At 34.2% G+C, this 23,424-nt stretch carries 19 protein-coding genes; all 19 read left to right on the top strand.

Features of this window, described 5'->3' with window-relative positions; translation table 11 throughout:
* Positions 1-694 precede the first annotated feature (694 nt).
* The 19 genes from ruvA (at position 695) to F0000_RS10165 (ending at position 23,400) form a co-directional block, all read left to right on the top strand.
* Positions 695-1,276, top strand: coding sequence for a Holliday junction branch migration protein RuvA (ruvA, locus tag F0000_RS10255; protein WP_149624634.1), 582 nt, complete (start codon positions 695-697; stop codon positions 1,274-1,276).
* A 62-nt stretch (positions 1,277-1,338) separates the two neighbouring features.
* On the top strand, positions 1,339-8,583 hold the full coding sequence (gene sprA / locus F0000_RS10250; RefSeq protein ID WP_255452691.1) for a cell surface protein SprA: 7,245 nt from the start codon (positions 1,339-1,341) through the stop codon (positions 8,581-8,583).
* A 171-nt stretch (positions 8,584-8,754) separates the two neighbouring features.
* Positions 8,755-9,135, top strand: a complete 381-nt coding sequence (gene gcvH, locus F0000_RS10245; protein ID WP_149624632.1) for a glycine cleavage system protein GcvH — start codon at positions 8,755-8,757, stop codon at positions 9,133-9,135.
* A 34-nt stretch (positions 9,136-9,169) separates the two neighbouring features.
* Positions 9,170-9,517, top strand: a complete 348-nt coding sequence (locus tag F0000_RS10240; RefSeq protein ID WP_188112083.1) for a VanZ family protein — start codon at positions 9,170-9,172, stop codon at positions 9,515-9,517.
* 158 nt (positions 9,518-9,675) lie between these two features.
* The gene (locus F0000_RS10235) at positions 9,676-10,401 is read left to right on the top strand and encodes an energy transducer TonB (protein ID WP_149624630.1); all 726 of its coding nucleotides are present in this window, start codon (positions 9,676-9,678) and stop codon (positions 10,399-10,401) included.
* 111 nt (positions 10,402-10,512) lie between these two features.
* Positions 10,513-11,256, top strand: a complete 744-nt coding sequence (locus tag F0000_RS10230; protein ID WP_188112082.1) for an energy transducer TonB — start codon at positions 10,513-10,515, stop codon at positions 11,254-11,256.
* A 770-nt stretch (positions 11,257-12,026) separates the two neighbouring features.
* Positions 12,027-12,929: a heme o synthase gene (gene cyoE, locus F0000_RS10225; RefSeq protein WP_149624628.1), complete on the top strand. Its 903-nt coding sequence runs from the start codon at positions 12,027-12,029 to the stop codon at positions 12,927-12,929.
* Entirely contained in the window at positions 12,920-13,501 is a 582-nt protein-coding gene (locus F0000_RS10220) for a cytochrome c oxidase subunit 3 (RefSeq protein ID WP_149624627.1), read from the top strand. Before cyoE ends, F0000_RS10220 begins: the two co-directional genes overlap by 10 nt.
* Positions 13,502-13,549: 48 nt before the next feature.
* Positions 13,550-14,533, top strand: coding sequence for a cytochrome c oxidase subunit 3 (locus F0000_RS10215; RefSeq protein ID WP_149624626.1), 984 nt, complete (start codon positions 13,550-13,552; stop codon positions 14,531-14,533).
* Between the two features lie 26 nt (positions 14,534-14,559).
* Positions 14,560-14,916: a cytochrome C oxidase subunit IV family protein gene (locus F0000_RS10210; protein WP_149624625.1), complete on the top strand. Its 357-nt coding sequence runs from the start codon at positions 14,560-14,562 to the stop codon at positions 14,914-14,916.
* Positions 14,917-15,017: 101 nt separating this feature from the next.
* On the top strand, positions 15,018-15,671 hold the full coding sequence (locus F0000_RS10205; RefSeq protein WP_149624624.1) for a hypothetical protein: 654 nt from the start codon (positions 15,018-15,020) through the stop codon (positions 15,669-15,671).
* 4 nt (positions 15,672-15,675) lie between these two features.
* A complete protein-coding gene (locus F0000_RS10200) occupies positions 15,676-16,407 on the top strand; it encodes an SCO family protein (RefSeq protein ID WP_149624623.1) in 732 nt (243 codons plus the stop codon).
* Complete coding sequence (locus F0000_RS10195) at positions 16,400-16,939, top strand: DUF420 domain-containing protein (protein WP_149624622.1); 540 nt, start codon at positions 16,400-16,402, stop codon at positions 16,937-16,939. Before F0000_RS10200 ends, F0000_RS10195 begins: the two co-directional genes overlap by 8 nt.
* A gap of 32 nt (positions 16,940-16,971) precedes the next feature.
* The gene (locus F0000_RS10190) at positions 16,972-17,199 is read left to right on the top strand and encodes a hypothetical protein (RefSeq protein ID WP_149624621.1); all 228 of its coding nucleotides are present in this window, start codon (positions 16,972-16,974) and stop codon (positions 17,197-17,199) included.
* Positions 17,200-17,418: 219 nt separating this feature from the next.
* On the top strand, positions 17,419-18,120 hold the full coding sequence (locus F0000_RS10185; RefSeq protein WP_149624620.1) for an ABC transporter ATP-binding protein: 702 nt from the start codon (positions 17,419-17,421) through the stop codon (positions 18,118-18,120).
* The gene (locus tag F0000_RS10180; RefSeq protein ID WP_149624619.1) at positions 18,113-19,360 is read left to right on the top strand and encodes an ABC transporter permease; all 1,248 of its coding nucleotides are present in this window, start codon (positions 18,113-18,115) and stop codon (positions 19,358-19,360) included. The genes F0000_RS10185 and F0000_RS10180 overlap by 8 nt, the downstream gene beginning before the upstream one ends.
* Position 19,361: 1 nt before the next feature.
* Complete coding sequence (locus F0000_RS10175; protein WP_149624618.1) at positions 19,362-20,627, top strand: ABC transporter permease; 1,266 nt, start codon at positions 19,362-19,364, stop codon at positions 20,625-20,627.
* A 60-nt stretch (positions 20,628-20,687) separates the two neighbouring features.
* Positions 20,688-21,800: an efflux RND transporter periplasmic adaptor subunit gene (locus tag F0000_RS10170; RefSeq protein WP_149624617.1), complete on the top strand. Its 1,113-nt coding sequence runs from the start codon at positions 20,688-20,690 to the stop codon at positions 21,798-21,800.
* A gap of 148 nt (positions 21,801-21,948) precedes the next feature.
* The gene (locus F0000_RS10165; protein WP_149624616.1) at positions 21,949-23,400 is read left to right on the top strand and encodes a TolC family protein; all 1,452 of its coding nucleotides are present in this window, start codon (positions 21,949-21,951) and stop codon (positions 23,398-23,400) included.
* The last annotated feature ends 24 nt before the right edge of the window (positions 23,401-23,424 follow it).

Genomic DNA, 23,424 nt, shown 5'->3' with positions numbered 1-23,424 from the left:
TAAAAAATCTAACTACCAATCTGAATTCTTTTTTAGTATAGAATAATAGACTCCATAGATTGCCTTGTTTCTTTATGTCATATATAGTTTTTCTTTGTGATAGTCATAAGTGTATATTTGGTATGAGGTTTATTAGTCTTGCATTACGTGTAGAAGGTTTCGTTATGGTATCGATGTGTTATGTAAGTGATGTTCAATTAACTTGCAGCTTCGCGACTTGCCAAAAGATGATGTGAAGTTAATAGTATGTGTAGGTGGGGTAGTGGTGATTGTTTGAGGTGAGACTGTTTCTGCAAATAGAGCATAGCTAATTACTAAGCTTACTTTTTTTACTCGATGATTGAGATTTAAAGGAGGCTTGCCTCGAAATCAAAATGTTTTTTTTTTCAATACATGCCTCGTATCCTTGCCCCGAGGTAGTTTACTTCTATAAAAAAACTACTTTTAAAAATGTGATATCTATTTTGTGAAAAACGGAGTGTACAATGATAATTTCTTAAGAATTTTAGAAACTGTGTAACCTTTTTAAAATGAATGTCTAAAAGTAGTGGATATCCGTAAGGTCCTTGTTGTTTTAGATTAGAAAATAGTTCCTAAAATCAATTCATAATAATAGTGCTTTTAGGAACTTGCTTTTATGGTTTGTTATACATATAATTTTATTACTTTTGGTTGCTTAAGATCAAATAAATAGATGATTACACAAATCAAAGGACGATTGGTGGAGAAAAATCCTACCGATGTAGTAATAGATTGTAATGGAGTAGGATATTTTTTACACATTTCATTACATACATTTTCCTTAATTCCGGATGATGAAATATTAAAGTTGTTTACACATTTACAAGTGCGGGAAGATTCGCATGCGCTATTCGGTTTTATAGAAAAATCCGAAAGAGAAATTTTTAGATTATTGATTTCTGTTTCAGGTATTGGTTCAAGTACAGCCAGAACGATGTTGTCTTCATTGCATCCTGATCAGATCAAAGATGCTATTGCTTCAAATGATGTAGGAACGATTCAGTCTATAAAAGGAATTGGTGCAAAAACAGCGCAACGGGTAATCCTTGATCTGAAAGATAAAATTCTTAAAGTTTATAATATTGATGAAGTTTCAGTATCTCAAAGCAATACTAATAAGGATGAAGCGTTATCTGCATTAGAAACCCTTGGATTTAATAGAAAACAAGCTGAGAAGGTTGTTGATAAAATTCTAAAGGAAAGCCCTACAGGTACAGTGGAAAATATTATTAAACAAGCACTAAAAAATTTATAAAAGCATTGGTTTTATCACATTTCTTACATTTTAAATTTTTAAAAAGATTCGTTTGTTTATTTGTGCTTTATGGAGGAGCTCTTTATGCACAGGATACAGAAACTGTCAGAGATTCAACAAGTACAACATTTACACTCGGCGAACTTTCATTACCTAATCCTAATAGTATTGTAGCCAGATATGAGTATGATCCATCTACAAATCGCTATATATATAGGGAGACATTGGGGCAATTTAATGTGCGTTATCCATTGTTTTTAACGCCAAAAGAATATGAAGCTCTTGTAGAAGAGGAACAAAGAAGAGATTATTTCAAAGAGAAAATAAGTGCTTTTAGCGGAAAAAAAGAAGGTAGTGAGGAGAAGCAAAAAAATTTACTTCCCATCTTTTATGTAAACTCTAATTTCTTTGAAACTATTTTTGGAGGAAGTGAAATTGAAATCATTCCACAGGGATCTGTAGAGATGGATTTAGGTGCTTTGTATACAAAACAGGATAACCCTGCATTCTCACCAAGAAATCGTAGTAATTTTACTTTTGATTTTGATCAACGTATCAGTTTGAGTTTGTTAGGTAAAGTTGGTAAAAGACTTCAGATAAATGCGAATTTTGATACAGAATCAACTTTTGATTTTCAGAATCAGATAAAATTAGAATATACCCCTACAGAAGATGATATTATTAGAAGCATAGAGATTGGTAATGTTACAATGCCAATTAACAACTCATTGATCCAGGGATCTCAGAGTCTCTTTGGAGCAAAATTGGGGATGCAGTTTGGAAGAACATCTGTTACTGCAGTATATTCAGAGCAACGTTCTGAAACGAGGTCTGTTAATGTAGAAGGAGGCGGAACTGTAGAGGATTTTGAGATTTTTGCATTGAATTATGATGATAACAGACATTACTTTTTATCTCATTTTTTTAGAGATACCTACGATGAAGCTTTAGTAAACTACCCATTTATTAATAATAATATACAGATTACCAGAGTAGAGGTTTGGTTGACAAATAGAGCTACCAGTGCGCAAACATTAGGTGATGCCAGAAATATTGTAGCGTTACAAGATCTTGGAGAAGCTCCGGATGTGGGAAATTTTGATATCCCGGGAGGATTGTTTAATGTCCCTGCGGGATCTTTTCCTGATAATGGGAATAATGATTTAGATCCTTTCTCTATTGGCGCTACAGGTCCTGTTACAGAAGCTGTACGTCAAATCGCAACAGTGCAGCAAGGTTTTACAGGTCCGATAGCTGGTTTTAATGAAGGCTTTGATTATGCGGTATTAGAGAATGCAAGACAATTGAATACCAATGAATATACATTAAATACGCAATTAGGATATATATCTTTAAATCAGCGATTAAATAATGATGAGGTCCTTGCGGTTGCTTTTCAATATACGGTGGGAGGGCAAGTGTTTCAGGTCGGAGAGTTTGCTAATGATGGTGTAAATGCGACAGTAGGAGATGATCCAATTGGTAATCCAAACCCTGATCCTGGAAATGTAATCCAGGCAGGATCCAGCCAAAGTCTTGTGGTGAAAATGCTAAAGAGTCCGATCACTAATGTGGATCGTGCTATTTGGGATTTGATGATGAAAAATATTTATAATACCGGGGCTTTTAGGTTAGAAGCCAATGATTTTAGACTTAATATAGTGTATACAAATCCTTCTCCGGTTAATTTTATAACTGCTGCAGAAGGATCACCTCTGGCATTGCCGGAAGATGTGGAACAAACTCGTTTGTTAAGTGTATTTAATATGGATCGATTAAACCCTAATAATGACCCTGTACAAGGAGCTGATGGCGCAGGCGATGGTTTTTTTGATTATGTTCCAGGATTGACAATTGATCCAGAAAATGGTAGGATAATATTTACCACTGTAGAACCATTCGGACAACATCTTTTTAATAAACTGGATAATGGATCTACTGCTACTGATTACAATATGCCTGCGACTTATAACGAGAATCAGGATGAATATGTATTTAGAGAGCTCTATACGCAGACAAAAATAGTAGCAGAGCAGGAAGCTGCAGATAAAAACTTTTTTCAATTAAAAGGGAGGTATAAATCCTCCGGGCAAGATGGTATTCCGTTGGGAGCTTTTAATGTGCCTCAGGGATCTGTGACAGTTACTGCAGGAGGACGAACGCTTCAGGAAGGGGTTGATTACTCTGTTAATTATCAGTTGGGAAGGGTTATTATATTAGATGAAGCACTATTAGCTTCGAATACTCCTATCCAAGTGTCAACAGAGAATAATGCCGTATTTGGGCAACAAACCAAACGTTTTTCCGGACTAAATATAGAACATAAATTCAGTGATGATTTTATTATTGGAGGTACGTATTTAAATCTCAATGAAAGACCCATTACCCAGAAATCTAATTATGACTTTGAGCCTATAAATAATACATTATTAGGTTTTAATCTCAATTACTCTACAGAAGTACCTTTTCTTACCAGAATGGTAAATAAATTACCTAATATTGATACCGATGTGCCTTCTAATGTGTCTGTAAGGGCAGAAGGGGCTTACTTAATTGCGGGAGCTCCTAGGGGTGCTGATTTTGATGGCAGGGTCACAACCTATATAGATGATTTTGAAGGTGCGCAAACTGCTATAGATGTGGCAGCTCCATTAGCGTGGGAATTATCTAGTGTGCCACTGGGTTTTGGTGGGGAATTAGATAATAATGATATTCGAGCAGGATATAGACGAGCAAAACTCGCGTGGTATTCTATTGATCCAATATTTTATAGTAATGGTAGACCTAGCGGAATAAGTGATGAAGATTTAGAGTCAAATGCGGCTAGAAGGGTTTTTAATAGAGAAATTTTTCCTGTAACAGATATTGCTCAAGGACAGACTACAGCTTTGTTTCCTATGGATCTTAATTATGATCCGACCACAAGAGGGCAATATAATTTTAACCCTGCATATGCGCCAGGAAGTACACTGCCTTTGCCTAATCCCGAAGATAACTATGGTGGTATTACCAGACAATTAACTTCTACTAATTTTGAACAATCAAATGTAGAATTTATAGAATTCTGGTTGATGGATCCATTTTATACCAATGGTGGGATAGAAGAGGCGCTGACACAATCTACCAGTGGGACGATTATTTTTAATCTGGGAAATATTAGTGAAGATGTATTAAAAGATGGTAGGAAACAATATGAAAACGGGTTGCCAGCGACTACTGTCGGTTTTACGGATAATGCCAGTACTATTGGTCAGGTGCCTGTAAATCAGTCGTTGATATATGCATTTGACTCAGAAGGGCAGGCAAGGGTAAATCAGGATGCTGGATATGATGGTCTTACAGATCAATTAGAGAGAGATCCTAATGCATTTCCAGAAGGAGCTGCTTTTAGCTCATTACCAGATCCTGCAGGAGATAATTATCAGTTTTATTTGCAGGCAGAAGGAACTATTGTAGAGCGGTATAAAGATTATAACGGGACAGAAGGGAATTCCCCAACAAGTGTGTCAAATGAAAATAGAGGGAATACTACATTTCCTACGGCAGAAGATGTGAATCGTGATAATACCATGAACACGATTGATAATTATTTTGAATATGAGATTCCGATTTTTGCGAATATGAATGTCGGTAATGATAATAATACCGGTTTTATATCGGATGTTCGGGTTATAACAAATCCTAATGTATTGAATGGACAAAATAGAAATACCAGGTGGGTGCGATTTAAAGTGCCAATCTATGAACCTTCAAATTTGAATGAGCCTAATGCTCCTAGTGATTTTAGATCTATTCGTTTTATGAGAATGGTCGTCACAGGTTTTGATCAGCCAGTATTATTAAGATTCGCTTCAATAGACCTGGTTCGTGGAGATTATAGGAGGTATATTCAGATGGGGAATCCTGATAATAACCCTACCAGTGGGTTAAATGTATTTGACGATAATGATGTAGTGGTTACTTCTGTAAGTGCAGAAGAAACAGCTGGGTATGTTACTCCTCCTGGAGTGTTTAGAGAGCAATTGATCAATAATAATACAACTATAAGAGAGGATGAGCGTTCATTGGCATTAACTGTTAATGAGCTTAAGGGAGAAGATGGGCGTGGAGTTTATAAAAACTTTAATGTGGATATGCGCCAATATGAAAATCTGGAATTATTTCTTCACGCAGAAAACTTACCTAATAAAACAAGTGGTGATTCAGATTTTATTACAGATGATGAGTTGTATGCTTTTATAAGGATGGGGAATGATTTTACGAATAACTTCTATCAGATAGAAATTCCTTTAAAAATATCTGAAACTTCTACTAATGCCGATGCTGTATGGCCTGTAGCGAATAGATTGAATATTCCTTTGTCTTTATTGCGTGAAATTAAATCAGAAGTATTGGTCAGAGGTGTGGCTACAAATGTAAATCCTGATGGGTCTTTAAATTCTTTTATTAGAGAGGATAATAATGGAAATAATATCGCTATCAAAATCAAAGGAAACCCTAATATTGGAGATGTCAGAGTTATGATGGTGGGGGTGAGAAATAATTTAAGCAATACCTTAGGAAATGAAAGATCCGGAACTGTCTGGTTTAATGAATTGCGTCTGAGTGATCTTAAAAATCAAGGAGGCTGGTCAGCTGTAGGTAGTATGGATGGTAATATAGCAGATTTTGCCACAGTAAGTGCTTCGGGAAGAGTGAGTACGATAGGTTTTGGCGGTATAGAGCAAGGGCCTAATGAACGAAGTAATGAAGATCTTGTGCAATATGATTTGACTACTAATGTTAATTTAGGGCAATTACTACCAAAAAAATGGGGACTTCAGATTCCTTTTAATTATAGTCGAGGAGAAGAATTAATTACACCTCAATTTGATAAGTTTTATGAGGATTTAGAGTTGGATCAAATTCTGGATAGTGCTCCGGGGCAAAGACAAAAAGATTCTATTTTGAATGTTAATACTGAATATACAAAACGTCAAAGCTTTAATGTAATAGGATTGCGTAAAGATAGAACAGGAGATGCTAAACCTATGCCATATGATGTTGAGAATTTTGCATTTTCAGGAACTTATAATCAAACGGATCATAGGGATTTTGAAATAGAGAAATCATTAGAACAAAGTGTTCGATTGGGAGGAACTTATGATTTTAGTTTTCAACCCAAAGAAATAGAGCCGCTTAAAAAAGTAAAGTTTTTGGGCAGAAGCAAGTACTTTGATTTATTAAAAGATTTTAATTTTAATTTACTGCCTACCAGTGTTTCTGTAAGTTCTAATATTAATAGGCAATTTAGTGAGCAAGTATTTAGAGACATTACCTTAGGACCTGATGATCTTGGGTTGCCAGCATTAACACAGCGTAACTTCTTATTTGATTGGCAGTATGGGGTTAATTATAATCTTACAAAGTCTTTAAATTTTAGTTTTAATTCTGCAAATAATAGAATTGTTAAAAACTTCATTGATGATGAAGGGAATATCGATGATGAAATCGATATTTGGAGTGGTGTTCTTGATGTTGGAGACCCTAACTTTCATAGTCAGCAATTACAGGTTAATTATGAAATTCCTTTTAATAAAATCCCACTATTTAAATTTTTGCGAAGCACATATTCCTACACGGCAGATTTTCAATGGACCAAAGGGAGTGAGGCATTAAAAAACCTCGAAGGAATTCCTGATCTTGGAAATACGATCCAGAATGCGAATGTGCATACGGTTAATGGGTCATTGGATATGAACGCTTTGTATAAGTACGTTGGGCTTACTAAGAAAAAGCCAGGAAGAGGAAAGAAAGCTAAGAAGAAGAAAGGGAAAGATGATAAAAAAGAGGAAGGGAAAGATGCCTCAAAAGTAGCTGGAAAGGACAAGAAATCTAAGAAGAAATCTAAGAAGAAATCAAGTAAGTTGTCGGTTGCAGACAAAGCCCTTAATTCATTGATAGGTTTGGTTACAGCAGTAAAGAAGGTAAATGTGAATTATCAGCAGGATAATGGTATTTTCTTACCAGGTTACCTGAGAGAACCTGGATTTGTAGGGACCTTAAAACCATCGGTAGGATTTACTTTTGGAAGTCAGGCAGAGATAAGAGATATTGCAGCCAGAAATGGATGGCTAACCTTGTATCAGGATTTTAATCAGCAGTATAGAGAAGTAGAAGGAAGACAGCTTAATATACAGGCCTCGGTAAACTTTTTAAAAGACTTGCAAATCGATATAAGTGCCAGTAGAAATTTTTCTGAGACGTATACAGAAAATTTCAGGGTTAATCTTGATGGAGGAGGTTTTACCCCTGAGAATATCGACATCAACGATCCTTATTCCTCATTAAGTGCTAATACATTTGGGAATTATACAATTTCGACAGTACTGTTTAATAAGCCATTTGGCAAAAGTGACCAATTTACATCGAGAACCTTTGATAATTTTAGAGCGAATAGAATTGTGATTGCAAGACGTTTGGCTTTAGAACGAGGTATTGATCCTAGTATTGATACAGACGGAGATGGTTTTCCGGATGGGTTTAGTGGCACTAACCAAGCGGTGTTGTTACCGGCTTTTTTAGCAGCATATACAGGAGTAAATCCGGAAAAAGTGCAGACAGGTGCTTTTAAGGATGTGCCTATTCCTAATTGGGATGTTAAGTATACAGGATTAATGAATCTAAAATGGTTTAAAAAACGATTTAAGCGATTCTCCATGGCTCATGGATATCGTGCGAATTATACGATTAATCAGTTTCAAGCAAATCTTGACTTTAATCCTAATAATACTGAAGAATTGGATCAGGGAGGTAATTTTAAAAACAAATTGCTATTTTCTAGTATCAATCTTACCGAGCAATTTAGTCCGCTAATACGTTTTGACATGGAAATGAAGAATTCTGTAAAGATTCTTGCAGAGTGGAAGAAAGATAGGGCATTGTCTTTAAGTTTTGACAATAACTTGCTTACAGAAATTAGCGGGAATGAATATATTATCGGGCTAGGTTACAGAGTGCAAGATCTAACATTTGTCACGAGAATAGCAGGTAAAAAGACAACCCTGAAGAGTGATCTTAATTTTAGAGCTGATTTATCTTTAAGACAGAACGAAACTGTGATCAGGTATCTGGATATCGATGATGCTCAAGTTACCGCAGGGCAGGATATTTATGGAATCAAGTTTACAACAGATTATGCGCTGAGTAAAAATCTTACAGCTTTATTTTTTTATGATCATACGTTTTCTGAATATTCAATCTCTACAGCTTTCCCTCAGACCACTATAAGAGGTGGTTTTACATTGCGATATAATTTTGGGAATTGATGATTATATAGTGTTTGTTTCTGAAAAACAGAACATATATCCATAGTGAAGATGTATACTATTTGGGATTGATTTTTTTAAAATTTCTGACTTGGTTTTTCTATAATTTAATAAAATAGATTTATTTTCGTCCTTAAGATTTAATAATAATAATTAATAAATACTTTTTGGATGAATACACCTTCAGAATTAAAATATACAAAAGACCATGAATGGGTCAAGATAGATGGAGATATTGCTACGGTGGGTATCACTGATTTTGCGCAAAGTGAGTTAGGGGATATTGTATATGTAGATATAGAATCAGTTGGCGATAAATTAGAGCAAGATGAGGTTTTTGGAACCGTAGAAGCGGTAAAAACAGTGTCTGATTTATTTCTTCCGTTGAGCGGTGAGTTAATAGAATTTAATGAAGTGCTGGAGGATGATCCCGAATTGGTAAATAAGGATCCCTATGGAGAAGGATGGATGGTAAAAATCAAAATATCGGATACTTCTCAGATAGAAGGCCTTTTGTCAGCAGATGGTTATAAAGGCCTTGTTCAAGCGTAGGTATCTTTTTATATTTGCCTCGTTATACACCCTTTTGATTACCTGGCTTTCCCTGGGAAAACTTATAATTCCAGGAGGTGCTAATATTCAGGGAAGTGATAAAGTTGGGCATTTGTTGGTATATCTCTTTTTTACCATATTTTGGTTTTTGTTCTTCTTTTATTCTGAAAAAAAGAGAAAATCATTTGTTCAAAGTATACTGTTGGCATCCATTTTGGGTGTAGTGTATGGGATGTTGATGGAAATTTTTCAAGGAGTATTTACAAGCTACCGCACCCCAGATTGGAATGATATTGTCGCAAATGCAATTGGCGTGATTATTGCTGTAGTTATTTTGAAATTACTTAAGAATAAAATAGTTGTATTAAAACATAGAGAATAGTACAATTTGAAAAGGGAAATAATGCGCAGTGAGTGCGCTCAAAAGTAGAAGAGATCATAAACGTTAAAATTTTATATTTTGTTTTACATTTTGATTAATAATTGGAATTTACAAAAGAAATTAGCTATTTTAGCAGTCTTATAATATAACATTGTAATATGGAACTAAAGAAAAATCCAAAATCAGATTTGACTAAAAGAAGTGCTTTGTTTTTACAACTAGGTCTTATTTTAGTTCTTTTTATCACGTGGATGGCGATAGAGCATAAAACGTATGATAAAACTAATATAGATATTGGTCAGGTTAATCTTGATGAATTGGAAGAGGAAGAAATACCTATTACACAAGATTTAAATACACCACCTCCGCCACCGCCACCGCCGCCTGCACCAGAAATTATTGATGTTGTAGAAGATGAAGAAGAAGTAGAGGAGACCATCATTGAATCTACAGAAACCAATCAAGAAGAAGAGATTGTAGAAGTAGAAGAAGTAGAAGATGTAGAAGAAGAAGAAGAAATTGCTGATGTACCATTTGCAGTTATTGAAAATGTTCCTGTTTTTCCCGGATGTGAAAAAGAATCAGGAAATTCTGCTAAGAAAAAATGTATGAGCGATAAGGTTAAGAAATTTGTTAACCGCAAGTTTAATACAGAATTAGGAAGTGAATTAGGACTTTCGGGTGTAAACAGGATATATGTTCGTTTCAAAATTGATAGAAATGGTAATATAGTAGGTGTTCAGGCTAGAGGGCCACACCCTAGATTAGAGAAAGAAGCACAACGTGTTGTGAAACTTCTTCCTAAAATGACACCAGGAAAACAAAGAGGAAAAGCAGTAGGTGTACTCTATTCATTACCAATTGTTTTTCAGGTACAGGACTAAAAAAATATTTTTTAATATTATAGTAGAATCCCGTCACGATTTTCGTAGGCGGGATTCTTTTTTGGTATGCTTGTTGTATTTAGATTAATTGTAACGTTAAAACTAAATAATATGAGTAACAAGCATGACGCTAATGTACGAAAAAGTATGTTGGTTAACTTTCAGATTGGGCTTATTGCAAGCCTATTATTCACGTACTTGATGTTTGAGGTGTATACCACAGTGCCGATCGCAAAGATCGATGATACATCCAATATCATAGAAGAAGAGCCCTTAGTGTGGGATGGAGAATTTGAAATCTATCAGGAACCAACGCAGGAGGTAGTTGCGCAAAAACAATCAGATCCAATACCAGAGCCCGAAGAGTTTGAAGTTGTAGAAGATGATGCTGTAATTAAAAAACTTACAGAGGAGTTCAAAAATGTAACACCCAAAACGACTGATACGCCGTTTAATCCTGATGCTGTTCCGGAGGTAGAAGATCCTGAGCCTACACACGTTCCTTTTTCTGTGGTAGAGGATGTTCCGGTTTTTCCAGGATGTGAAAAGTTGAAAACAAATAAAGAAAAGGCTGCTTGTTTTTCTGAAAAAATAAGCAGGATTGTTTCCAGAAAATTTAATACGGATATCGGGAACGAATATGGTTTGCAAGGTGTGCAAAGAATCTATACCTTATTTGATGTGGCTGCGGATGGAACGATCCAAAATGTACAAGTAAGAGCTCCGCATCCTAAACTGAAAAAAGAAGCAGAAAGAGTAATAGGATTACTTCCTAGAATGACGCCTGGCATGCAGCGCAAAGAACCGGTAGCAGTTAAGTATCAATTGCCGATAGTGTTTAAGGTGCAGGATTAGTGAAGTGTTAGAGGTGTAATACGATTTATAACTAAAAATTTCGCATATTCATCGTTTCTTTTTCCTTTCTACTTCGTTTAAAAAATAAACCGTAGCTATAGCTATGCTTGATTTTTTTGCCTTGCATAAAGAAAAAATAATTCAATGAATTTATACGAATTTTTTAATCACAAATCGTATAAGAAACCTGGTTGGGTCTTTATTTGATGCCGTTTCTGCCTTAAAATACTCGTTAAAATTTTGCTTTTTGCTTGTGTTTCAAGATAGAATTTGATCGTAATTACTGCTATGATTACTTTTTCTTTCTTTGGCGTGAACAAAAATTAACTGTGTTTTATTTCGGTTATTTTAAGGTAGAAAGGGTATAATTATATTTTTTAATTGGCTGGTTTAAAGAAAAAATTGCGATAACAAAAATGGTGTAATACGATTTATAACTAAAAATTTCACATATTCATCGTTTCTTTTTCCTTTCTACTTCGTTTAAAAAATAAACCGTAGCTATAGCTATGCTTGATTTTTTTGCCTTGCATAAAGAAAAAATAATTCAATGAATTTATACGAATTTTTTAATCACAAATCGTATAAATGGGTTTGATCAGCAGGTTGATTCTGTTGGCATAAGATTTTATAAAAACCCTAAACATAACTTATTATGATGTTGTAGTTGTTAAAAGGTGAATTATAAGTAGTTATAAGTTGTCTAAAATGCTTTTAAGATATATCTTTGCACCACTTTTAAAAAAAGCTATTTATACAACGTGCAAAATTTGAGTGTAACCCAGGTTGATACTGCAAAAGTTTCTGTGATTCAGGATTTTAAAGAGATTACAAAGATGCGACTTGCATTGAGTGTAGTGTTCTCATCCGTAGCCGGTTATTTATTAGGTGTCGATACAATTTCTTGGAATACCTTGTTGCTTTTATCCATAGGAGGTTATTTTATGGTAGGCGCTTCTAATGCTTTTAATCAAATTATAGAGCGTGATCTGGATGTTTTGATGGATCGTACTAAAAACAGACCCATTCCGTCAGGCAGAATGTCTGTAAATACAGCTTTTACTATTGCTGCACTATTTACGATTTTAGGAATTTCTGTGTTATATGTGATTAATCCAAAAACAGCAATGTTTGGAGCGATCTCCATATTCATTTATGTGAGTTTATATACACCTTTGAAAACGAAAACGCCATTGGCTGTTTTTGTAGGTGCTATACCTGGCGCTATACCATTTATGCTGGGGTGGGTGGCTGCGACTAATGATTTTGGCATGGAACCGGGGACCTTATTTATGATTCAGTTTTTCTGGCAGTTTCCTCATTTTTGGGCAATTGGTTGGTTTCTTTTTGAAGACTATCAAAAAGGAGGTTTCTTTATGTTGCCTACAGGAAAAAAAGATAAAGGAACTGCTATCCAGGTTTTGATTTATACCATTTGGACTATAGTTACTTCATTGATACCCGTTTTTCATGTCACCGGAAAATTATACATAACACCGGTTTCGGGTGTATTGATTTTAATTTTAGGATTGTTTTTATTGAGATATGCTATTCGGTTATATAAAACTAGAGATGCAAAAACGGCTAAACAATTAATGCTGGCAAGTGTATCGTATATTACATTGCTTCAAATTATTTATGTAGCTGACAAATTTATTCGTGTATGGATTTAACCCAAGGAACAACAGTCGAAAAGCAAAAAAGAGCAAAGAAAACCATGATGTGGTTTGCTATGATAAGCATGACGATGACTTTTGCTGGACTTACAAGTGCTTATGTGGTTAGTAAATCAAGACAAGATTGGTTGACAGATCTTGTTTTTCCTACAGCATTTATTGCTAGTGTGGTGGTTATTATTGCCAGTAGTATAACTTTTTATTTTGTCAAAAAAGCAATAGAAAAGGAGAATAGAGGATTAGCAACTGTATTGTTGTTTACTACGCTCGTTTCAGGAATATTGTTTATATATATGCAATTTTTAGGATTTGGTGATATTCTGGGGCAAGGATACAATTTTACAGGGCCGACTGCCAATATCGTACCAACTTTCTTATACATTATAGTAGTATTGCATATTGTTCACGTAATTGCTGGGCTTATAGTGCTTTTAGTCGTAATTTATAATCATTTTAAACAAAAGTATCAGAGAGGGCAAACCCTTGGTTTAGAACTGGGTGCTATGTATTGGCATTTTGTAGATGTTTTATGGGTTTATCTCTTTTTGTTTTTATATTTCGTTAGATAATAAAATTGTTTACTTTTGTGGAAAATTTAACAATACCAAATTCTTTATATGGAAACAACTGTTGCTAATACAGGTACAGAAGGTAAAACTTGGGGAGGTGGTAATCAACCTCTCAAAGTGAGTTATGGTAAGATGATGATGTGGTTTTTTATCCTGTCTGATGCGCTTACTTTCTCCGGTTTTCTTGCTGCTTACGGTTTTTCGAGATTTAAATTTATTGATTCATGGCCAATAGCTGATGAAGTGTTTAATCACTTTCCATTTTTACACGGGGTAGATGCTCCTATGTATTATGTGGCATTGATGACCTTTATACTTATTTTTTCTTCGGTAACGATGGTACTTGCGGTAGATGCAGGGCATCATATGAAACAGAAAAAAGTAATTATTTATATGTTCTTAACCATTATAGGTGGAGCTATTTTTGTTGGGTCTCAAGCCTGGGAATGGAAAAACTTTATCAAAGGTGAATATGGTGCAGTAGAAACAAAAGGAGGTCAGATACTACAATTTGTAGATACTAACGGTCATAGAGTAGCGCTGCACGATATTGCTGTAGTAAATAGTCATAAAGAAAGAGCACAACACGAAAATAAAAATGGAGTTTGGTATGAAGCCGAAGGAACGCTCCCAACATATACTATCGATGAGATAAAAGCTGGTTTTGCAAAGCGTAGTGATCTTTTGATAAGGACTCAGGTGCTAACAGAAAAAGGCGAAAAGACAGTTTTATCAAGAGAAGAATCTCTGAGAAGATTAAAAACAGATGCCGTAGGAATAGTAGAAGGAGCAAATCTAAAGCATAACGAATATGGAACGCCATTATTTGCTAATTTCTTCTTCTTTATTACAGGATTTCATGGATTTCACGTTTTTTCTGGTGTAGTGATTAATATTATCATATTCTTTAATGTGATTTTAGGTACTTATGAGCGAAGAAAGAATTATGAAATGGTAGAAAAAGTTGGTCTTTACTGGCATTTTGTAGACTTGGTTTGGGTATTTGTATTCACATTCTTTTACCTGGTTTAATAATAAAAGATTTTAGAGATAATAATATGGCACACGATATAGCACATCACGAATCAAATACTGCGAGAATCTGGAAAGTGTTTTTCATTTTATCGGTAGTTACTATAGTAGAAGTACTTTTTGGGATATGGAAACCGGATTTTATGAAAGCTACTTTTATTAGTATGAAGTTACTAAACTGGTTCTTTATTATATTAACATTATATAAAGCGTATCTAATCACCTGGGCATTTATGCATATGGAAGGAGAGACAAAAGGATTGAGAAGAGCTGTCGTATGGACAGGAATATTTTTAATCTGTTATTTAATGTTTATTCTTCTTACCGAAGGAGATTATATATATGAAGTGTTTAAATCAGGACATAAAAGCTGGGACTTTTAATGCAGAATGATTTTAAGTTAAAAACATAATAAAAAGATAGAAAAGACGGTTCATTTGTGCCGTCTTTTTTATTTTTGCATCCGTAATAAAGTAGCATTATAATGAAGAAGTTTCTTGTTCTAGGCGTATTATTCATATTACCATTAGTTGCTTATTTGTTCTTTGCTTCAGGAGTACATAATTTTGCTAAATTACCCATATTACAAGAATCGGTCGGTACGCTTGAAAACTTCGAGAGTATTACTAAAGAAAATATTCAATTCACCAATAAAATTACAGTATTAGGTTTTTTAGGAACTGATGTGAATTTTAAGAAAGGAAATGCTTTTAACCTAAATCAAAAAATTTATAAAAAAAATTATGAGTTCAGAGATTTTCAGTTTGTAATTGTATTGCCATACGGAGCAGAAAAAACAGCTAAAAAACTTTTGGATGAATTAGATGATCTTACAGACGTGTCTGGCTGGAAATTTATGTATGGGACACCAGAAAATATAAAGACCTTATTTGATAGTCTTAATACTCCTTATAGGTTGGATCAAAATCTGGCATCGAATTATGTTTTTATTATTGATAAAAATGGAAATTTGAGAGGTAGAGATGAAGATATCCAAAAAGGCGAAAATAAAGTATATGGGTATGATACAAGCTCTGTAGCAGATCTTAATAATGTTATGGTCGATGATATAAAGGTGGTTTTAGCAGAATATCGACTAGCACTAAAAAAATATAAAGCAGAGCGTAAAGAAAAATAAGGATATGAAGAAATATTCATATGTTGGGATATCATTTATTATTTTAATTTTTGGAATTTTATTTGTTCCAAAAATTATTAATAGAATAAAAGACGCTTCTATAGTTAAAAATGATAGAATGAGCGCGGATAATCCTGTAGCCAACGAAAAATTATCATATCTAAAAATTAATGGAAAACCCAAAAAAGTACCAGACTTTGCGTTTCTAAATCAAGATAGCTTGCTAATTACTAATCACGATTATAATGGAAAAGTATATGTTGTCGATTTTTTCTTTACCAGTTGTCCGACAATTTGTCCAAAAATGAGTAGTAATATGGTATATCTACAGAATAGGTTGACTGATTATAAAGATTTTGGGATCGCTTCTTTTACGATTAATCCCAAAAGAGATACTCCGGGTGTGCTTAAAAAATATGCTGATAATTATAAAGTGACCAATCCCGATTGGAATTTTTTGACAGGAGATAGAGAAGATATTTATGAGCTGGCTAATGCAGGGTTTAATATTTATGCAGCAGAAAATCCAGAAGTTCCAGGAGGTTTTGAGCATAATGGTTACTTTGCATTAATTGATCAGGACGGGTATATTAGATGCAGATACGATGCCTCAGGAAATCCAATTGTTTATTATCGGGGGACTATTGGTGTTGAAGAAGTAAAGGATAAAAATGGCGAAGAAGAACAGATTACAATTTTATTAGAAGATATCAAGAAACTATTAGAGAATGAGTGATATATCCGCTATAGAAAAAAAATATAATAAATGGATCATAATACTATCAATCTCCATCCCGTTGGTGGTAGCGATATTATTTGGAGTAAACCTGCGTAAATTAGGATTTAATGTTACTCCTCTTACCTTCTTGCCGCCAATTTATGCTAGTGTTAATGGATTGACAGCAATTGTTCTTGTAATTGCCTTATGGGCAGTTAAGAATAAAAAGATAAAACTGCATGAAAACCTTATGAAAATAGCAATTAGTTGTTCAGTTTTATTTTTGTTAATGTATATCGCATATCATATGACTAGTGATTCAACCAAATTTGGAGGGGAAGGAACGATTCGGTATATCTATTATTTCATATTGATTACACATATAATATTATCAATCCTAATAATTCCATTTGTATTGATCACCTATGTAAGAGCGTTGGCAAAACGATTCGATACACATCGTAAGATAGCTAGAATTACGTTTCCAATTTGGTTGTATGTTGCAATTTCAGGAGTCATTGTTTACATAATGATAGCTCCATATTATTAATTTGTTATGTTGGCGTAAAGTAGAATTTGTATATGAAACAAAGATACGTATATATCATGCTGTTGTTGATGTTTTTTACGATCCCAATGGACGCTCAATGTGCAATGTGTCGAGCGGTTTTAGAAAGTGAAGAAGGACAAGAAACGGCAAGAGGAGTGAATAATGGAATTGTGTATTTAATGATCATTCCATATTTTCTTATTGGTATTGTTGGGTATTTTATTTATAAAAACAATAAAAAAACATCAAAGACTAATTAACACTTGTACTATTTTTAACATTTTACTAACATGTCGTACTGTAACAAAATTGGTAAAGTCTAAGTCTAATGTGATAGGACTGCGCTAACCAAATGAAGATACGTCTAGAGGAGAACTAATAAAAATCTACTAGAGTCATTTATAAGTATGTATATCGTATGTCTTTTTAAAAAGAAAACAGGTATGGTATTTGTGCCTGAATAATCTTAATCAAAACTTATGATTGAAATTAAAGACTTGCATAAATCGTATCACATGGGTAGCAATTCCCTTCATGTACTCAAGGGAATAAATTTTAATGTAAAAGAGGGAGAACTAGTGGCGATCATGGGATCTTCCGGTTCCGGGAAATCTACATTACTTAATATCTTGGGGATGTTAGATGAGGCAGATTCTGGCGCGTATTTTCTGGATGCTATTCCGATCAAAAATCTTAATGAGAAAATAGCAGCAAGATATCGCAATAAGTTTTTAGGATTTATATTTCAATCTTTTAATTTGATAACGTATAAGAATGCATTAGATAATGTAGCTATGCCTCTCTATTATCAAGGAATAAAGCGTAAAGAAAGATCCGAGAAAGCCATGCATTATCTAGAAAAAGTAGGGTTAGGAGACTGGGCAACTCATTTGCCTAATGAACTGTCTGGAGGGCAAAAACAGCGCGTGGCTATTGCAAGAGCTATGGCTTCGGAGCCTAAAGTACTGCTGGCAGATGAACCTACAGGAGCTTTGGATACTAAGACCTCTTATGAAGTGATGGAACTAATTCAGGGAATTAATGACGAAGGTAAGACGATTCTAATAGTTACCCACGAAGATGATATTGCTCATATGACTAAAAGAGTAGTTAACCTTAAGGATGGAGTTATTATAGATGATACTTTAGTAGAACAAGTAAGAGCGACAGCAAATGTTTGATATAGAGCGTTGGCAGGAAATATTTGATACCATTCGTAAAAATAAATTACGAACCTTTCTCACAGGGCTTTCTGTAGCTTCGGGGATCTTTATTCTGGTTATCTTATTAGGAGTTGGTCAGGGAATGCAAAATGGAATTTCTCAAGAGTTTGAAGATGACGCCTCTAATAGTATTTGGGTATGGACACGACCTACTTCTGTAGAGTATAAGGGACTGAATCCCGGGAGATTTTTTAACATGACCAATGAAGATTATGGCTTTATTTATAAAAAAAATGAAGAATTTATAGAATATCAATCATCAAGAGTACGAATCTGGAATGCTATAGCTTCCTTTGAAAAAGAATCAGGTAATTATAGAATAGAAGGGGTTTTTCCGGATTTTCAATTTATAGAAAATGAAACTATGGTCGCTGGAAGGTTCATTAATCAGCAGGATGTAATAGAAAAGGGTAAAATAGCAATAATAGGGAATAAGATTAAAAATGATTTATTCAAAAAAGATATTGATCCTATAGGAAAATACATTAGATTAAATGATATTACCTTCAAAGTAGTTGGTGTATATAGTGACAAAGGAGGAGAGAGAGAAGAGGAAAGGATTTTTGTGCCATCTACTGCAGCACAACAAGTATTTAATAGAGGCCAAAATATCAACAATCTTTCTTATACCCTAAAACCGGAAAAGGACTTTCAAACGGCAGTGGCAAAATCTGAAGAATTTGTAGCCTCTATGACATCTTACCTAAAAACAAAACATATTATAGCACCATCAGATGAAAGAGCAATAGGAGTTAATAATTCTTTAGAACAGGCAAAACGTTTTTATGATCTCATGTTTATGATAAAGGCATTTTTCTGGTGGGTAGGGGTTTGTACTATAATTGCTGGAGTTGTAGGGGTCAGTAATATTATGCTGATCATCGTTAAAGAAAGAACAAAAGAAATAGGAATTCGTAAAGCATTAGGTGCGTTACCCGTTTCAATAATAGGTATGATCTTGCACGAAGCAATTTTTGTGACTGCGATTGCAGGATGTACAGGATTGATTTTTGGATTACTTTTATTAGAAATGTTGGGGCCTATGATAGAAACAGATTTTATATCAAATCCATCAGTAAATTTTAATGTAGCATTGACAACTGTTTTTATATTAATTTTTGCAGGTGCCGTAGCGGGCTTTTTTCCAGCCTGGAGAGCCGCCAGAATTAAACCTATTGTAGCACTTAGAGACGAATAATATGTTTAGTAGAGATAGATGGAATGAAATTTTAGAAGCGCTTACCGCCAATTGGTTTAGAACCATACTTACTGCTTTTGGGGTATTTTGGGGTATTTTTATCCTTGTAATTCTATTAGCGGCAGGTAAAGGGTTAGAGAATGGAGTGAAACAAGGTTTTGGGGATATTGCAACCAATACGATGTTTATGTGGACTCAAGTAGCTTCTAAGCCTTATAAGGGATTACCCAAAGGGAGACGGTATAACTTTAAGATAGGAGATGTTGCGTCTATAAGAGAACAAGTCCCTGGATTACTTTATATCTCTCCGAGAAATCAGTTAGGAGGTTTTGGGGGGACCAATAATGTGGTAAGAGGACTAAATACAGGAGCCTTCAATGTGTATGGAGATTATCCTGAAATTATTAAACAAGACCCTATAACGATTACTTCTGGAAGATTTGTCAATTATGGAGATATTGATAATAATAGAAAAGTGGCTGTAATTGGAGAAGGAGTAAAAAAGGAATTATTTAAATTTGGCGAAGAACCTATAGGGGAATATATTAAAATACAAGGAGTGAGTTTTATGGTTATAGGAACTTACTTAAAAAAATCTAATAATGGGGATCGGGAACAAGGTCAAAAAGAGATTTATGTGCCATTTACTTCATTTTCTCAAGCCTTTAATCGCGCAGATAATGTAGGATGGATGGCAATCACTGCAGAAGATAATAATTCTATTACAAACCTTAAGAAAGATATTATAGACGTTGTCAAGACAAATCATACGATACACCCAGAAGATAACCGTGCCGTTGGTAATTTTGACTTGTATGAAGAGTTTAGTAAGATAAATGGTCTTTTTGTTGCCCTAAAAGGAGTTGCTTATTTTGTTGGTATTTTAGTACTGTTGTCAGGTATTATTGGTATTAGTAATATCATGCTTATTGTAGTAAAAGAAAGAACCAAAGAAATTGGTATACGAAGAGCCTTGGGGGCTTCTCCCTGGTCTGTTCGTGGACAGATTCTGCTAGAATCTATTTTTCTGACAATTGTTTCTGGGATGACTGGTATTGCAGTTTCTACTGGAGTGATTTTTTTAGTGAATAAAATTTTAGAAGGAGTTCCAGCAAGTGAAGAAACTATGTTTGCTAATCCTAGTGTAAACCTTACAGTAGTTTTTGTAGCATTATTAATTTTAATATCAAGCGGACTTTTAGCAGGATTAATACCTGCTCAGGTAGCAATAAAAACAAAGCCTATAGATGCTCTACGAGCAGAATAATTAAAAAATCAATCAAATTTTACTGTTCTTGAAACAGTAATAAAATCAATATATGCCAAAATGAAAAAAACTGTAACTATTATTATCTTACTTCTAATTGTTGTTGTATTCGGAGGAGCTTTGTATTATTTATACCAAAAGAATCAGGAAGATCCAGTTACCTATAAAACGGAGCAAAGCACAACAGAAACTATTATAAAGAAAACAGTAGCAACAGGCAGTATTGTGCCAAAAGAAGAAGTGTTGATAAAACCGAATATCTCTGGTATTATTGAAGAAATTTATATCGAAGCTGGAGATCAGATAAAATCAGGCGATTTAATTGCTAAAATTAGAGTGATCCCCAATGTTTCTTCGTTACAAAGTGGTAAAAATGCGGTGCAAACGGCAAAAATAGCTCTGGATAATCAAGAGAAAATATATCGCCGACAGAAAGAACTTTTTGATAAAGGGGTAATTTCTGCAAATGAATTTGATGGAGTAGATGTGTCATATAAACAGGCAAAACAAAGTTATGAGGCAGCGCAGCAGAATTATCAGATTGTAAAAACAGGTACAGCCAAAGGTCTGGGGAGTGCTGCTAATACCTTAATACGATCTACAGTAACAGGAATGGTTTTAGAAATCCCTGTTAAAGAAGGAAATCAGGTGATAGAATCTAATAATTTTAATGACGGAACTACGATTGCCGCCATCGCTGATGTCGGTAAAATGATTTTTGAAGGGAAAGTAGATGAAAGTGAAGTAGGGAAAATTAAAGAAAATTTACCTTTAGAAATAACCGTCGGAGCCATAGAAAATAAGAAATTCAATGCAGTTCTAGATTATATTGCTCCAAAAGGAAAAGAAGAAAATGGAGCTATTCAATTTGAAATTAAAGGTACTTTGGATAAAAAAGATACCACTTTTATACGTGCTGGATTAAGTGCCAATGCTTCTATTATTTTGGCAAAAGTAGATAGTGTTATGGCATTAAAAGAAGCTTTAATTCAGTATGATCCTAAAACACAGAAACCTTTTGTAGAAGTTGCTGTTGGAGAGCAAAAATTTGAAAACAGAGATATAGAATTAGGAATTAGCGATGGGATAAATGTAGAGATCAAAAGTGGGATCGCTAAAGAGGATAAGGTAAAAGTTTGGAATCAAATAAAGAAGCCAGAATTTACAAATTAATTTTTTTTAATATTAACTGTAACAACATCGATCAATTATATACTTATAAGGTATTATGAGATGAACCAAATGGTAATTTTGTTATTTGATAATTTAATAATCTATTGGGGAATTCCATCTGACCTTTGAAAAAATTAAAGAAAAACAGATGAAAATTAAAATTTCAATTATATGCTGCGCCCTCTTTGGGATTTTTGCTACTCAGGCACAAGAAAAGAAGTGGACATTGCGAGAGTGTGTAGAATATGCTTTAGAAAATAATATAACGATTAAACAATCAGTTCTGAATTTAGAGGCTTCTGAGATTGATAAAAGTGATGCTATTGGTGCGCTTTTACCTAGTCTTAATGCAAATGCTGGTAATACTTGGAGTTCTGGATTGAGTCCAGATCCAATTACGGGTACCAACAGAACTGCAACGTTCCGAAACTCTAGTTATGGTGTTGGGGTTGGAATTACCTTGTTTGATGGATTGAGAAATGTAAGACGTCTGCAAAGGGCAAAAATAAATAGATTATTAAATCAGTATAACCTTGGGAAATCTAAGGATGATATAGCGCTATTTGTGGCAAATAGTTATTTGCAGGTATTACTAAATAAAGAATCTCTAAAAGTAATAGAGAAACAACATGAGATTACTTTAGAACAACTAAAGCGAACCAAGGATCTAGTGGATGCAGGTGTGTTGCCTCAAGGAGATCTCCTGGAAATAGAAGCAACTTCTGCAGATGAACTAACTAGAATTGTGCAAGCAGAAAATGCTGTATTAATAGCTCGCGTTAGTCTTGCACAGACACTATTAATTAAAGATTATAAAGGTTTTGATATTGCAGAACAAGAATATTTGGTACCGAATGCAAATATATTAGATAAATCGGTCGAAGAAATAAGATCTACAGCAAGAGAATCCAGATATGAAGTGCAAATCGCAGAACAAAATAGATTAATAGCTGAAAAGGATTTACAAATAGCCAAAGGAGCGTATTACCCTACACTTAATGGATCATTTAGTTATGGCACAAGAGAACTTGGGAGTAATAGATTTGTACCAGGAGGTATAGATCCTGATAATCCCTTTACAGATACTGAAATTGGCTTTGTTCAAACTACAGGTGATGTAGTCATAAATAGACAACCTAATCTTTTGATAAATGAAATTGGTCCTCAATCATTTATTAAGCAATTATATCTTAATGATGGTATTTCATATGGAGTATCCTTAAATGTTCCAATTTTTAATGGCTTTGCTTCAAAAAATAATGTAAAGCGCAGTATGATAAATGTAAAACGTGCTGATTTTCAGTTAGAACAGGCAGCATTGGATTTGGATAGTAATATATATCAGGCGTTTGTTGATGCCAAGGGTTCTGCAGAAGCATATGAAGCTTCGCAAGTAGCAGTAAAAGCACAAGAAAGAGCGTACGAATATGCGAAGGATCGTTATGATGTAGGCTTAACGAATGCGTTTGATTTTAGCCAATCTAAATTTAGATTAGAGAATGCACAAAGTAATGCCGTACAGGCAAAGTTCGATTATATTTTTAAAATAAAAGTATTAGAACTTTTTTTTGGAATTAAATTAGCAGATATAAAACTATAAATAAGCAGCTTTCTATTTGGGCTG

This window comes from Aquimarina sp. RZ0 (assembly GCF_008370685.1).
Lineage (GTDB): Bacteria > Bacteroidota > Bacteroidia > Flavobacteriales > Flavobacteriaceae > Aquimarina.
The sequence above is the reverse complement of the archived record's forward strand: the minus strand, read 5'-3'. Positions and strand labels throughout refer to the sequence as shown.

Excerpts from the sequence above, each read along its gene's own strand:
- F0000_RS10215 (WP_149624626.1), top strand. The coding sequence starts at position 13,550 with ATGGAAACAACTGTTGCTAATACAGGTACAGAAGGTAAAACTTGGGGA.
- ruvA (WP_149624634.1), top strand. The coding sequence starts at position 695 with ATGATTACACAAATCAAAGGACGATTGGTGGAGAAAAATCCTACCGAT.
- F0000_RS10180 (WP_149624619.1), top strand. The coding sequence starts at position 18,113 with ATGTTTGATATAGAGCGTTGGCAGGAAATATTTGATACCATTCGTAAA.
- F0000_RS10195 (WP_149624622.1), top strand. The coding sequence starts at position 16,400 with ATGAGTGATATATCCGCTATAGAAAAAAAATATAATAAATGGATCATA.
- gcvH (WP_149624632.1), top strand. The coding sequence starts at position 8,755 with ATGAATACACCTTCAGAATTAAAATATACAAAAGACCATGAATGGGTC.
- F0000_RS10175 (WP_149624618.1), top strand. The coding sequence starts at position 19,362 with ATGTTTAGTAGAGATAGATGGAATGAAATTTTAGAAGCGCTTACCGCC.
- F0000_RS10185 (WP_149624620.1), top strand. The coding sequence starts at position 17,419 with ATGATTGAAATTAAAGACTTGCATAAATCGTATCACATGGGTAGCAAT.
- F0000_RS10170 (WP_149624617.1), top strand. The coding sequence starts at position 20,688 with ATGAAAAAAACTGTAACTATTATTATCTTACTTCTAATTGTTGTTGTA.
- F0000_RS10205 (WP_149624624.1), top strand. The coding sequence starts at position 15,018 with ATGAAGAAGTTTCTTGTTCTAGGCGTATTATTCATATTACCATTAGTT.
- F0000_RS10200 (WP_149624623.1), top strand. The coding sequence starts at position 15,676 with ATGAAGAAATATTCATATGTTGGGATATCATTTATTATTTTAATTTTT.
- F0000_RS10235 (WP_149624630.1), top strand. The coding sequence starts at position 9,676 with ATGGAACTAAAGAAAAATCCAAAATCAGATTTGACTAAAAGAAGTGCT.
- F0000_RS10220 (WP_149624627.1), top strand. The coding sequence starts at position 12,920 with ATGGATTTAACCCAAGGAACAACAGTCGAAAAGCAAAAAAGAGCAAAG.
- F0000_RS10190 (WP_149624621.1), top strand. The coding sequence starts at position 16,972 with ATGAAACAAAGATACGTATATATCATGCTGTTGTTGATGTTTTTTACG.
- F0000_RS10165 (WP_149624616.1), top strand. The coding sequence starts at position 21,949 with ATGAAAATTAAAATTTCAATTATATGCTGCGCCCTCTTTGGGATTTTT.
- F0000_RS10210 (WP_149624625.1), top strand. The coding sequence starts at position 14,560 with ATGGCACACGATATAGCACATCACGAATCAAATACTGCGAGAATCTGG.
- F0000_RS10230 (WP_188112082.1), top strand. The coding sequence starts at position 10,513 with ATGAGTAACAAGCATGACGCTAATGTACGAAAAAGTATGTTGGTTAAC.